This window comes from Ralstonia insidiosa (genome assembly GCF_008801405.1).
Classification (GTDB): Bacteria; Pseudomonadota; Gammaproteobacteria; order Burkholderiales; family Burkholderiaceae; genus Ralstonia; species Ralstonia insidiosa.
The window spans coordinates 180859-194136 of record NZ_VZPV01000001.1 but is presented as its reverse complement, the minus strand read 5'-3'; the positions used below and the strand labels follow the sequence as shown (position 1 = coordinate 194136).

The 13278-nt window shown below is 64.8% G+C and carries 9 protein-coding genes; 7 read left to right on the top strand and 2 right to left on the bottom strand.

Annotated elements, in window-relative coordinates; genetic code table 11:
* The first annotated feature begins 83 nt into the window (after nucleotides 1-83).
* Together F7R11_RS00895 and F7R11_RS00890 are read left to right on the top strand one after the other, a co-directional pair.
* Complete coding sequence (locus tag F7R11_RS00895) at nucleotides 84-788, top strand: response regulator (RefSeq protein ID WP_064805602.1); 705 nt, start codon at nucleotides 84-86, stop codon at nucleotides 786-788.
* A complete protein-coding gene (locus tag F7R11_RS00890; protein WP_064805600.1) occupies nucleotides 785-3283 on the top strand; it encodes an ATP-binding protein in 2499 nt (832 codons plus the stop codon). Before F7R11_RS00895 ends, F7R11_RS00890 begins: the two co-directional genes overlap by 4 nt.
* 31 nt (nucleotides 3284-3314) lie before the next feature.
* On the opposite strand, the gene F7R11_RS00885 is transcribed toward F7R11_RS00890, so the two are convergent.
* Nucleotides 3315-3812: a MarR family winged helix-turn-helix transcriptional regulator gene (locus F7R11_RS00885; RefSeq protein ID WP_064805598.1), complete on the bottom strand. Its 498-nt coding sequence runs from the start codon at nucleotides 3810-3812 to the stop codon at nucleotides 3315-3317.
* 284 nt (nucleotides 3813-4096) lie between these two features.
* On the opposite strand from F7R11_RS00885, the gene F7R11_RS00880 reads away from it, so the two are divergent.
* Together F7R11_RS00880 and F7R11_RS00875 are read left to right on the top strand one after the other, a co-directional pair.
* On the top strand, nucleotides 4097-4885 hold the full coding sequence (locus F7R11_RS00880; protein WP_048933479.1) for an SDR family NAD(P)-dependent oxidoreductase: 789 nt from the start codon (nucleotides 4097-4099) through the stop codon (nucleotides 4883-4885).
* Nucleotides 4886-5004: 119 nt separating this feature from the next.
* Nucleotides 5005-7749, top strand: a complete 2745-nt coding sequence (locus F7R11_RS00875; protein WP_064805596.1) for a bifunctional glycoside hydrolase/polysaccharide deacetylase family protein — start codon at nucleotides 5005-5007, stop codon at nucleotides 7747-7749.
* A gap of 7 nt (nucleotides 7750-7756) precedes the next feature.
* Here F7R11_RS00875 and F7R11_RS00870 read toward each other — a convergent pair whose 3' ends face one another.
* Entirely contained in the window at nucleotides 7757-8716 is a 960-nt protein-coding gene (locus F7R11_RS00870; RefSeq protein WP_064805594.1) for an alginate lyase family protein, read from the bottom strand.
* Nucleotides 8717-8902: 186 nt separating this feature from the next.
* Here F7R11_RS00870 and F7R11_RS00865 point away from each other — a divergent pair, with 186 nt between their 5' ends.
* The 3 genes from F7R11_RS00865 to F7R11_RS00855 all read left to right on the top strand — a co-directional run bounded on the left by F7R11_RS00865 (nucleotide 8903) and on the right by F7R11_RS00855 (nucleotide 13249).
* On the top strand, nucleotides 8903-10888 hold the full coding sequence (locus tag F7R11_RS00865; protein ID WP_064805592.1) for a methyl-accepting chemotaxis protein: 1986 nt from the start codon (nucleotides 8903-8905) through the stop codon (nucleotides 10886-10888).
* Nucleotides 10889-11069: 181 nt separating this feature from the next.
* A complete protein-coding gene (locus tag F7R11_RS00860; protein ID WP_021197254.1) occupies nucleotides 11070-11654 on the top strand; it encodes a response regulator transcription factor in 585 nt (194 codons plus the stop codon).
* Between the two features lie 500 nt (nucleotides 11655-12154).
* Complete coding sequence (locus tag F7R11_RS00855) at nucleotides 12155-13249, top strand: porin (RefSeq protein ID WP_021197255.1); 1095 nt, start codon at nucleotides 12155-12157, stop codon at nucleotides 13247-13249.
* The last annotated feature ends 29 nt before the right edge of the window (nucleotides 13250-13278 follow it).

Here is a 13278-nt window from a genome sequence, read left to right as displayed (position 1 = left end):
GTGCTGCAACGTTGAGTGCTGCGGCGCAGTAAAGTCAGCCCCCCCGCAACCATCCCAAACACGTTGAAGAGGAATTTGCCAACATGAACTGGACCGCGACCCGACCGATCCGCGTGGTCGTGCTCGATGACCATGCGGTCGTCCGTCACGGCCTGGCCGCGCGCCTGAAGCAGGAGGCCGATATCGAGGTCAGCGGCATGTTCGCGTCGGGCCGGGAGGTCGTGCAGGCGCTCAAGGACAACACCGTCGAGGTGGACATCCTGTTGATGGATTACTCGCTTGGGCCGGCCGAGATCGATGGGCTGAACTTGATCCGCCTGATTCGCGTGCGCTATCCGGAGTTGAAGATTCTGGTGGCGTCTGCCCACCACAACAAAGCGACGGTCGGGCTGGTCATGCATGCCGGTGCACGCGGGTTTGTGGGCAAGGAAGAAGAACTGTCGGAACTGGTGCGGGCGATCCGCTCCGTGGCGGCGGGCGGCAAGCGGCTGAATGCCACGCTGGCTGCCGAGATGGAGCGCGATGCCCTGGCCGCCGATGCGCCGGCTCCGACATCGGCAGGTGATGGCAACCAACTCTCCGCACTGGTGGAACGCCCCGAGCTGAGCCCGCGTGAGAGCGAGGTCCTGCGCTGCGTTCTGGATGGTATGTCTGTCACCGATATTGCCGAGAAGTTTGCGCGCAGCATCAAGACCATCAGCTCGCAGAAGCAGTCTGCCTATCGCAAGCTGGGTATCCGCACCGATACCGAACTCTTCAAGATCAAGCACGAGTTGGAGGGGCAGTGAGCCTGCGGCAGCGTCTTGTACGCTGCCTCGTCATTGGCGTGCTGGTCGCTTCGGGTTGGCCGCTTTGGGCGGCTGCACAGCAGGCGCCACAGTTCACCCCGGAAGAGCGCGCCTGGATCACGCAGCATCCGGTTGTGCGGGTTGCGTACCGGGAGAACTGGAAACCCTTCGAGTACGCCGAGAAAGGCCAGATCAAGGGGCTGGCGTCCGGCTATCTGGATGCGATCAGCCGTGTGAGCGGCCTGCGATTCAAGCCGATATTCATCGACAACTGGGGCGAAAGCCGTCAAGCGTTTTTCAAGGGCGAGGTCGACCTGCTGCCGAGCCTGTCCACGCTCGCCCCATCGGATGATTTGACGCAGCAGTTGCTGCCGACAGCCCCCTATTTCATGGGCGCCACGTTGGCCGTGGGCCGTGCCACGCAGCACCCGATCTTCCGCCTGAGCGAACTGGACGGCATGACGGTCGCGCTCATCGGTGGTGGCGCCACCGAGATCCTCATGCGCGAGAGGCTGCCTCACAGCCATCTGTTGCTGTTCGAGTCGACGGATGCTGCCCTGCAGGCGGTGGCCGATGGCTCGGCAGAGGTTGCTGCCGCCACCAACTACGCTGCCGAGCCACTGCTGCGTCGCCGTTTTGTCGACGCGCTGCATATCTCGGGCGTCATCAGCGACCTGCCGGTGCCGCTCTACATGGGCGTGCATGCGGATCAGCCGCTGCTGCGCTCAATCTTGGACAAGTCATTGCATGCGCTCACGGCCGCCGAAACCGATGCCATCGAACAACATTGGCTTGAAGTGGTGGACTATGGCGCCCCATCGTACGGATCGATCCTGCGTTACCGGGCGCGTGAGCTGGCACTGGTGGCCGCAGCGATTGCCGGCATCCTCTTCCTGGCATGGCGCGCGCGGGCCCAGCGCCAACGCGCCGAACGCAGCGAGCGCGAGAAGACCCGCTTCCTGGCCGTGATGAGCCACGAGATCCGCACGCCGATGAACGCCATCCTGTCATCGGTCGAGCTGCTGCAGCACACACCGCTCGACGACAAGCAAAAGCGCCTGACGGACGTGGCGACCACCGCCTCGCAGACGCTGCTGGTGTTGCTCGATGACGTGCTCGACATCTCCAAGCTGGAAGCCCAGCGCGTCGCGCTTGAACTGTTGCCCACGCCGATCCTGCCGTGGATCAACGATGCGCTGGACGTGGTGCGTTGGCGTGCCGAGCGCAAAGGGCTGGCGCTCACGTTCATGAGCGGTGTCGACCCGTCGCTGTGTCTGCGGATCGATCCGACTCGCACGCGGCAGATTCTGCTGAACCTGTTGTCCAACGCGGTCAAGTTCACCGAGCACGGCGGGGTGACGGTGCGCATGTCCTACGTGCCGCCAACCAAGCGGGGTGCAGCCGGTACGCTCACCATCGACGTGGCCGATACGGGGGTCGGCATTGCGCAGAAAGACCAGCGCACCATCTTCAAGGCGTTCCAGCAGGCCGACTCCAGCACCACGCGGCGCTTTGGCGGTACGGGGCTGGGGTTGTCCATCGCACGTGAACTCGCGCGGTTGATGGGCGGCAACATTGAGGTGCGGAGCACGCCGGGGGCGGGCACGGTCTTTACCGTCACGCTGCCTGCCGAGGTGGCGACGGTGGAGGAAGCGCAGGCGGCGGCACGCCCCGTCACGGATGCACGCACCCTCACGATTGCGCCTGAGCCCATCGGCTTGCCCGATGCTGGGCTGCAAACGTCGCCGCCCCAGGCGGTGTCGGTGGCTACGCAAACCAGCAAGCCGCGCCCGCGCGTGCTCGTGGTGGACGATCAGCCAACCAACCTGATGGTGATCGAAGACCAGTTGCACACACTCGGTTGCGATGTCGAGCTCGCCGCTGACGGTGCGCAGGCGCTGGAGAAGGCCGCGGCGCACGCGTTCGATCTCATCCTGATGGACTGCTACCTGCCGGATATCGACGGCTATGCGGTTACGGCGCGCATTCGCGCGCGCGAGGCCGGTGCCGGCACCCATACGCCCATCCTCGCCATCTCCGCTGCGGTGGATGACGAGCACCAGCAGCGCGTCATGGAAAGCGGCATGGACGGCATGCTGACCAAGCCCATCCGCCTGGATGCCCTGCGCGAGATGATCGAGCTGTGGTGCGATGTCGCCTACGGTGACGACAGCCAGAACGCGCCGCGCGTGGCCACGCCCGCCCTGGCTGGGGAAGGCCGCGATCTCTGGTCGATCTATCTGGATTCGTTGGATGACGATCTGGAAAGCCTGGCCCACGCGCTGGATGCGCGCGACCCGACCGCGGCGCGCTACGTGGCGCACCGGATCAAGGGCGCGGCGCTGACGGTGGAGCAGGCCGCGATTGCCGAGCGGGCCCGCGTGCTCGAGGCGGCGCTGGCGCAGGCCGGCGCGATCCCGGCCGATGCCCCCGCTGCGCTGGCCGAACTGCGCCGCCAGCGCGACCAGCTTCACGCCGACAGCACCGTCGGCTGACTAGCCCTGCCGTTTGCCGTGCACCGCGCGCTCAGGCGTTGTGCAGCACGCGCAGCAGGAGGTTTTCCAGTTGCTTGACCTCGGTCTGCGAGAACCCGCGCAGCAACTGGTTCAGCACATCGATGATCAAGGGCCGGATCTCCGGATACAGCGCGCGGCCTTGCTCCGTGAGCGTGACGACCACCGAGCGGCGGTCAGCATCGCTCGGGGCGCGCTTCACGATGTTCTTCTTCTCCAGCCGATCGATCAGCCGCGTCATTGCACCCGGATCGTAGTGCAGCAGGCGCGAGAGTTCGGCCGGTGTGGTGGCCAGGTCTTCGGCCAGATAGATGACCACCATCCACTGCGCGGCGGTCAGGTCAATCGACGCCAGCGCACTGTCGATATGCGTCACCAGCGCATGCCGGACCCGATGCACGAGTCGGCCGACGTTGGTGTCGCGATCCATGGTGTCGACCTGGTAGGCGCCTTCGCCCGTGCCGCCGCTCACGGCGGTGGCCTCTGGTGGAGTTTGTACGTCTGTGCTCATGGTGGTGCTCCCCGTTCTACCGGTGATCCGGCTTGTCTTGCGCGCCGTGCGTTCCCGTAACGCGGAGCGTGCTTCATTCCACACTAATCGTCGCTTGCCCAGGCCGTCAAGCCGGGATCGACACCAAGGCTGATCGTCAAATCACATTGGATACCGCTGCAAAACGATTGCGGCTGGCAAAGGGTGGGGTGGTTCGTATCATGGTTGAAACGTCGGCACTGCCAAGGGTGTGAACCAAGTGGCGCGACGTGCTCGTCCTCCTCCAAATTCCATTTTTTACTGCCATGAACCTCCACCTTCAGAACAAGCTTGCTCTCGTGACCGGCTCAACTAAGGGCATCGGACATGCCATTGCTGTAGCACTGGCTGCCGAAGGCGCCCGCGTCATCGTCAATGGCCGCACCGAAGCCTCGGTGGCCGATGCCATCAACCGCCTGCGTGCCGAGGTGCCCGACGCCCATGTCGAGGCCTTTGCCGGGGATTTGTCCGCACCCGAACAGGTCGCGGCGCTGCTCGCCCGTTTTCCCAAGGTCGATGTGCTCGTCAACAACCTCGGCATCTTCGACCCCAAGCCGTTTGAAGAGATCGACGACGCCGAATGGCTGCGCTTCTTCAACGTGAACGTGATGAGCGGCGTGCGGCTCTCGCGTGCCTACCTGGGTGCCATGAAGGCGCAGAACTGGGGGCGCATCATCTTCATCAGCAGCGAGAGCGGCGTGCAGATTCCGGCCGAGATGATCCACTACGGCGTGACCAAGACGGCGTTGCTGGGCCTCTCGCGCGGGCTGGCCGAAGTGACCGCGGGCACCGCCGTCACCGTGAATGCCGTGCTGCCCGGGCCCACGCGTTCTGAAGGCGTGGATGAATTCGTGGGCAAACTCTCGGGCGGCCAGAGCTTCGAGGCGTTCGAGAAGACGTTCTTCGAGACCGCGCGGCCCACTTCGCTCATCAAGCGCTTTGCCACGCCGCAAGAGGTGGCGAACCTGGTGGCCTACGTTGCCAGCCCGCTGTCGGCCGCCACCACGGGGGCGGCGCTGCGTGTGGATGGCGGGGTGGTGAAGTCGGCGTTCTAAGGGGGAAGCGCCCCGCAGTGTGTTGCCAACGCACTGCGGCGGCCATCACCCAAACAAGAACGTTGCAATCGGCCGCCAGCCCGACACAATGGAAGTCGGATCAATTCTCGAGGATCGGGATGCAGGGCAGGCAGGCGGTGAGCAGCAATCGGCAATGGCGTTGGTCAGCATGGCTGGGTGCCGTTGCGTTGGCATGCGGGGCTGCTGCTGCACATGCGCAGCCCGCCACCCCTGATCCGCAGATCGCCTTCTACTACGGCCGCGATGTCCCGGCCCCTGAGTTGCAGGCCTTCGACTGGGTGGTGCTCGATCCGGCGGCGGCCGGCACCTTCGACCCGAAACAGCCATCGCCCACGTTGTGGCTCGCGCGTGTTGACCTGACACAGCAGGCGGAGGCGATGCGCGACAGCACATGGCCGGCCAACGTGCTCGATCCGGTGTTTGCACCGTTGCTGGCGCAGGGCTATCAGGGGTTCCTGCTAGATGGGCTGGACACGCTGGCAGCCAAGACCCCGGGTGCCGTCAACGCGGTGGCGGCACTGGTGCAGGCGCTGCATGCGCGTGCGCCGCAGGCCAAGCTGCTGGCGGGCGGCACCGCGTGGCTCGATACGCTGGCGCCGCAACTGTCCGGCGTGGTCACGCCCGGCCTTGTGCGTGAGCTTACGGGCGGCGAAGGTCTGCAAGACGTGAGCGATGCCGATCGCACGGCCCGCGTTGCCGCGCTGCGCAGCATCGCTACGCAATACCACCTGCCCGCTGTCGCGCTGGACTACTGCGCCAACTACAACCGCACCTGCCTGCGCGAGACCGCCAACGTGGCGCGTGCCGCGGGCGTGACCAGCTATGCCACCACGCCTGGCGCAGACTTCATCGGCATCGGCCGTCTGGAAGTCATGCCGCGTCGTGTGCTGCTGATTGAGCCGCAAGAGCCCGGCACCAGCACCAATACCCTGCCGGTCGTGCTGTATCTGGCCATGCCCATCAACTACCTCGGCTATCGCGTTGAGTTTGCTGATGGGTACAAGCCGTTGCCCACCGTCACACCCGATCGCTACGCCGGCGTGGTCACGTGGTTCGATGCCAGTTCACCGCGCCCTGGCGCCTGGGCGTCATGGCTCAAGCGCACCATCGATGCCGGTGTGCGCGTGGCGATGTTCAACCAGTTTGGCCTGAACATGGATGCGTCGATGGCGCAGACGCTGGGCCTGAAGACCGTGCCGGGGTCGCCTTCGGGGCCGTTGTCGATCGTCTCGCGTGATCCGATGGTCGGCTTCGAGCTGCAACCGCACCCTGAACGGCGCGATGCCGTGGGTGTGCAGGTCGACCCACTAACGCCGGGTGCGCAGTCGCTGCTGCGCCTGTCTGCGGGTGACTACACGTTCGACGCGGCCGCCATCACGCCGTGGGGCGGCTACGTGCTGCGCCCGTTTGGCGTGTTTCGCATGCCCGACGTGGACCAGGCACGCTGGGTGATCCAGCCGCTGGATTTTCTGCGCCGCGCGCTGGCGTTGCCCCCCATGCCGGTGCCCGATACCACCACCGAAAACGGCCGCCGCCTGATGACCGTGCATATCGACGGCGACGGCTTTGCCTCGCGCACCGAGTTCCCGCCGGGCGAGTTCTCCGGCCAGGCGCTGCTGCGAGAGATCTTCGAGCGCTACAAGGTGCCGACCACCGTGTCGATCATCGAGGGCGAGGTGGCGTCCGACGGCATGTACCCCAAGCTCACGCCGCAGCTCGAGCCCATCGCGCGCAGCATCTTCGCGCAGCCATATGTGGAACTGGCAAGCCACACGTTCTCGCACCCGTTCAACTGGCTGCGCACGGCCGATGCGCCCACGTCAACGCAGGCTGCGCAAGAGGAGGGCGCTGACGCCTTCGGGCTGAAGATCCCTAACTACCGTTTCAGCTTCGACCGCGAGATCGCTGGCTCCATCGACTACATCAACACCAAGCTGGCGCCGCCAGACAAGCGTGTGAAGGTGTTGCTGTGGAGCGGCAACGGTCAGGTGCCGCAGATTGCCGTGCAGAAGACGGTGGAGGCCGGCGTGCTCAACATGAACGGCGGCGACACGTACATCACACGCTCCAACCCGAGCTGGACCGCTATCGCGCCATTGGGTGTGGACAAGGGCAATGGCCTGTTCCAGGTGTTCGCGCCCGAGCAGAACGAGAACATCTACACCAACCTCTGGCACGGCCCGTACTACGGCTTTTCGCGGGCCATCGAAACGTTCGAACTGACCGACAAGCCCTATCGCTTCAAGCCGATTGGCATCTACTACCACATGTATTCGGGCACCAAGCTCGCCTCGCTGAGCGCGTTGCGGCAGGTGTATGACTGGGCGCTCACGCAACCCGTCATGCCCATCTACGCATCGGACTACATCCACAAGGTGCTCGATTTCCGCAGCTTTGCCGTCGCGCGGGATGGCGACGCCTGGGTCGTGCGCGGTAATGGGGATCTGCGCACCGTGCGCTGGGCCGGCACCGGCGCACCGCGTCTGGCCGATGCACGTGACGTGGCGGGCTACGTGGCCGGCCCGGGTGGCACGTACATCCACCTGACCAGCGGTTCAGCGCGCTTCACGCTGGACAGCGCCCAACCAACGCAACCCTACGTGCGCGATGCCAGTGGTCGGCTGTCGAACTGGCAGCGTAGTGCGGATGGCCGCTCGCTGTCTGTCGACGTGGCGGGCTATACGCGCCCGTTCATCCGCTTTGCCAACGCCGCACGCTGCCGCGCCACCGTGGATGGCCGCGAGGTGACCGGCACGCACGGCGCCGACTGGCGCATCGACCTGGGTGCGGGCAACCCGGACAAGCTGGTGCCGCAGCGCGTGGCGCTGACCTGCGGCGCCTAGCGCGGCGCTAAGGCAACGTCACGCCCCACGCCTGCGTGACGTTGCCGCCCAGCCGCCATTCATGGAAGGCACGCCGTGCCGCAATCAGCGCCGGCAGACGCGAATCGTGCTGGCTGGCGTAGTAGGGCTCCATCCACGACAGCTCGTCCTGGAAGGTCCACGGAAACAGGTTTTGTTTGATGGGGCTCACGGCGCGGAAGCTGTCCGGGTCCTGCACCGCGCGCGTGACGAGGTCTGCCAGCCGGCCGATCGCGTGCTGGTTTTCGGCGTACAGATCGATGTTGCGCGGCCTGACCAGCTCGGCCGTGAACACCAGCGGCAGCAGCGCGAACGTGTGGTAGTGCAAGGCGCGGTCCCCGCGTTTGAGTTCGCGCTGCAGCTCGCCATGCGGGCCGATATCGCGGATGCCTTCCCGCACGCGGGCGACGCCATCGTCCACCAGGTCCCCCCGACGCGCCACCGTGCCGATGGCTACCAGGTTAAGTCCGGCCCAGTAGGTCAGGTTGTTGTGCAGGCTGTTGATCTCTTGCGCGTCGCGGGTGGCGATGGCGATGCGGGTGAGCCAGTTGTCGATGGTGGCAGCGCGCGGCGCATCGAGGCGCCCAAGCTTTTGCGCGCGCAGGAGTACCAGCGCGAAGTCCGTCCCTGCCCACGAGCGCTCGTAGTACCCCTGGTAGCCGGTGATCGGCCCCATCAAGGCGCCGGCCCGTGCCCACCCCTCAAGCAGATCGATCGTGCAGGCCCAGTCGCCGGCCTCCGCGGCCTTGTTGAGCCGGTCGATGTACGTGCGCATGGGCTTGACGGCTTGTTGGTAGCCGGCCGGATCGTCGTAGAAACCGGGCGGGTCGATGGTGTGCTCGGCCGGCGGCACCACGCAGGCGGCCTGCGTGGGTGGCATCGCGCACAGCAAGGCTGCGGCGGTGAATGCGAAGGTGATGCCGTGGCATAGCGGCTGGAGTCTGCGCATGTCGTGTCCTGGTTCGTGTTGGGCGGAAGGCTGGGCGGCCAGAGCATTCTAGGCGGGCGGCTGTCTGTTGTCCGGTGCGTCGGACAGTGTCTGGTTTTCCGGACAATGACGACTGTTAAAGGTTTGCGCTCAAGCTTTTCGCCGGTGATCCGTTGTTAACCCGACTGTCGATCACCAGGAAAAAGCATGCGAACGCCCCCTCGCCACTCCGCCTCCGAACCCGCCACCAGCCTTGGCACGCGGCTGGCTGCCATCGGCCTGATTGCCCTCGTGCTGGTGTTCGGTGCCTTTGCGCTGGCCAACTCGCAAGCGAGCCTGCGCACGCTGGAAGCCAACGCGCAATCGGCCATGCGTGACCAGGAGGCCGCCATGCGCGACATGATTGCGCTCTTCGACGGCGCCATGCGCACCGAGGCGGACCGCTTCCTCACCGCCTTTGCCGATGCCGCCCCTGGCCCCTACAGCGTGGACCCGGCGCAGACCGTGGAAGTGGCCGGCAAGCCCACGCCCACCTTCAAGAGCGGCGACACGGTGCTGAACCTGAACTACACCGTGCCGGACAAGTTCTTCGCCCGCACCGGCGGCACCATCGCCACTGTGTTTGCCCGCACCGGCGACGACTTCGTACGGGTGACGACCTCGCTCAAGAAGGAGAACGGCGAACGCGCCATCGGCACGCTGCTCGATCGCGCCCACCCCAGCTACAAGGCGCTGATGGCGGGCGAGCCGTTCCGCGGACTGGCATGGCTGTTTGGCGTGCCCTACATGAGCAAGTACGAGCCGGTGCGCGATGCTGCCGGCAAGGTGGTCGGTGCGCTGTACGTGGGGGTGGACGTGCGTACTGAACTGGCGCTGCTCAAGGACAAGATCCGCGCGCACACCGTCGGCAAGACGGGTGGCTACTTCGTCATTGACGGCAAGCCCGGCGCCGACCAGGGCAAGGTGCTGATCGACCGCAACACGGCGCGCGAAGGCAAGAACCTGCTCGACGCCAAGGACGCCGCTGGCCAGTCTTGGGTGCGCGAGATGATCGAGCAGAAGGACGGCATCCTGCGCCACACGCTGGCCGACACCGAGGGCGGCGCCACGCGTGAGCGCTTCACCGTCTTCTCGCAGTATCCGGACTGGACGCTGGTGATTGCCGGCACGGCCTACGTGGACGAACTGGAAGCCGATCTGATCGCTGCCCGCAACCGGTTCCTGCTGCTGGGCCTGGCGCTGGGTGCGCTGCTGGCCGCAGGCCTCTGGTGGATGCTGCGCCGTGCGGTGAGCGCACCGCTGGCCGAAGTGGTGATGGTGGCAGAGCGCGTGGCCGCCGGTGACCTGACGCACCGCCTGCCCGCCACCCGTGGTGACGAGATCGGCCAGTTGATGCGCGCCATCAACGGTGTCGGCGATGGTCTCTCGGGTATTGTCGACAAGGTGCGCGCAAGCGCCTCCACCATCGCCTCCAGCACCGGCCAGATCGCCGCGGGCAATGCAGACCTTTCCGCGCGCACCGAGGCGCAGGCGGGCAGTCTGGAGCGCACCGCATCGAGCATCGAGGAGCTGGCCGCGACCGTGCGCCAGAACGCTGACAGCGCGCAGCATGCACACGACATGGTGCAGTCCGCCAGCCAGGCGGCCAACGCCGGCGGGCAGACCGTCGAGCGCCTGGTCGGCACGATGTCGGGCATCCACACCACGGCGCAGAAGATTGCCGACATCACCGGCATCATCGATGGCATCGCCTTCCAGACCAACATCCTGGCGCTGAACGCCGCCGTGGAAGCTGCCCGCGCCGGCGAGCAGGGCCGTGGTTTTGCCGTGGTGGCGGGCGAGGTGCGCAGCCTCGCGCAACGTAGCGCCGCCGCCGCCAAGGAGATCAAGGTACTCATCAACCGCTCGGTGGAAGAGGTGCAGGCCGGCAACGAAGCCGCGCGTGGTGCGGGGGACGCCATGCAGGACATCGTCACGCGTGTGGAGCGCATCGCCGGCTTCATGGGCGAGATCAGCCATGCCTCGCGCGAGCAGTCGCAGGGCATTGAAGAGGTCAACCAGGCGGTGACGTCGATGGACGAGGTGACGCAGCAGAACGCCGCGCTGGTGGAAGAAGCCGCAGCCGCCGCTGAGAGCTTGCGTCAACAGGCGCAGGAACTGCGTGGCGCGGTGGATGTGTTCCGGCTGGCGTGACCGCGGCACCGTCGCAGAAAATTGACGCAACGTTGCAGTTTGTAGCTGGGGCGCGGCAAATCTCTGGCAAACCTGTACGGCGAGGAACTTGCGTTCTGCCCGCGCACTCGCACGAGAGAATCTGTCAGCCATTTGCAACGCAACGTGACGGGATGCTCCCGGAGCTTGTGCGCCCCAGTCCATGTCCGCCGTAGGTCAAGCCTTTCATTCCGTGGTCGCAATCGACGACCACCCCCTCGTTCTCGAGTCCATTCAAGCGCTGCTTGCCGGGTCGCCGTATCTGCAGCTTGTAGCCACTGCGGCCGATGGGGCGGAGGGGCTGCAATTGATCCGCTCGGCGCGCCCCAAGCTGGCGATCATCGACATCAATCTGCCCAGCCTCGATGGCCTTGAACTGGTGCGGCGGGTTCGCGCGCAACGCCAGGACATCGGCATCGTGACGATCTCGTCGGAAAGCGCAGACGACAACGCGCGGTTGGCCTTCCTGGCCGGTGCGAATGCCTACGTCGAAAAATCGGAAGCCACCGCTGTCCTGTCGGCGGCCCTGTTGCTGGCCGCACGCGGGTATCTGTCGTTTCCCCATGCAGCGATGGGCCCCACGGAAGGTGCGGGCCTGGCCACGCTGACCAAACGGGAGCTGCGCGTGAACCAGCTGCTCACGCAAGGCTACGGGAACACGGAGATCGCCCAGCGCCTCGGCATCTCGCCGAAGACGGTCTCGACCTTCAAGCACCGTATCTCCAAGAAGGTCGGGCTCGCTGCCTGACCACCGGCGTCCCACGACGTCGCGCCGGCAGACACGCATTCTTGCGGTGGCTCGGGCGCCCAATCTCTTCGATACCACCAGTACGCAGCGATACCCGTAAAGCCATCGGGTGCACGGGCATGCGCGCGGGCAAAAAAAAGGCCGCTTTTTCAAGCGGCCTTTAAAGTCGATATGAAGCTGTGAAACTGTAATTCAAGCTTCGGGCGAATCATAATCGAAAACACGTGATCTGCAATAGTTTATTTTTTGTCGTCTATCGGATTATTTTTCGGAATTGATGGATTGGAACTTGTGAGTTGTGGGATTGTGCCGGCGTAAGCCGTGCTTACAACGATTGTTTGTGTTGCGTAAACTATTGAAAATACAAGGATATTTTTCTTTCGTGGCTTAGGTTTCATATTCGCCACAGCTTGATTTCGTCAATTGTTAAATGCATTCCTTGGGGATACATAATTACCGCATCGCAATTCCCCGCGATAGTGTTTTTCAAGGAAAACGATATGAAGATCAAGCTGTTTGCGGCGGCTGCCGCATCCCTGGTTTCGGCTGGTGCATTCGCGCAATCGAGCGTCTCCCTGTACGGTACGGTTGATGCCGGCGTCGAGTGGGTGAACAAAGGCCCGGGCAACGGTGGCTCGCGCACGGCCCTGCAATCGGGCAACGAAATGACGGGTTCGCGTTGGGGCCTGCGTGGCGTTGAAGACCTGGGCGGCGGCCTGAAGGGCATCTTCAACCTGGAAAGCGGCTTCACGCTCGACGACGGCAAGTCGGCCCAATTGGATACGAACGGCAATGGTCGTCTGTTTGGCCGTACTGCCTATGTCGGTCTGCAAGGCCAGTGGGGTCAACTGACGCTGGGTCGCCAGACGAACCTGCTGTACGACTTCACGACCAAGTACGACCCGATGGCGCTGACCTCGCGCTACTCGATCCTGTCGCAAGATGCGGCGATGGGTGGCCGTGCCGACAACGCCGTGAAGTACATCGGTACGTTTGGTGGCCTGACCGCGTCGGCGCTGTACTCGACGCGCAATGACGGCCAGGAAATCGCTGGCAACAACAAGGTTGGCCGTGAGTGGAGCGCGGGTGCGAACTACGCAGCGGGCCCGTTCTCGATTGGTGCCGTGTATGACCAAACGAACAGCAACACCCTCCTGACGGCGAACAGCAAGCAGCAACGCGCTACGGTGGCTGGCACCTATGCGTTTGGCCCAGCCAAGCTGTTTGCGGGCTACCGCTGGTCCAACGCGAGCGCCGACATCGTCGCCACGACGGCAAATACGCGCTCGAACCTGTACTGGCTGGGTGCTGGCTACCAAGCCACGCCGGCGGTGTCCCTAACGGGCGCAGCGTACTACCAGCAGGACAAGGGCAGCGCTGTCGGTAGCCCGTGGCTGTTCGTGGTGGGCAGCGACTACGCCCTGTCCAAGCGTACGGATGCCTACCTGAACCTGGCTTATGCCAAGAACAGCAGCGGTTCGATCCTGGGTGTGGCGGGCATGGGTGATGTGTACCACACGCCTGCAGTGGGTACGACGCCGGCAGACAGCAGCAACCAAATGGGTGCAATGGTTGGTCTGCGCCACAAGTTCTAATCGACTCGCGTTGATGGCTTGAACGAAAA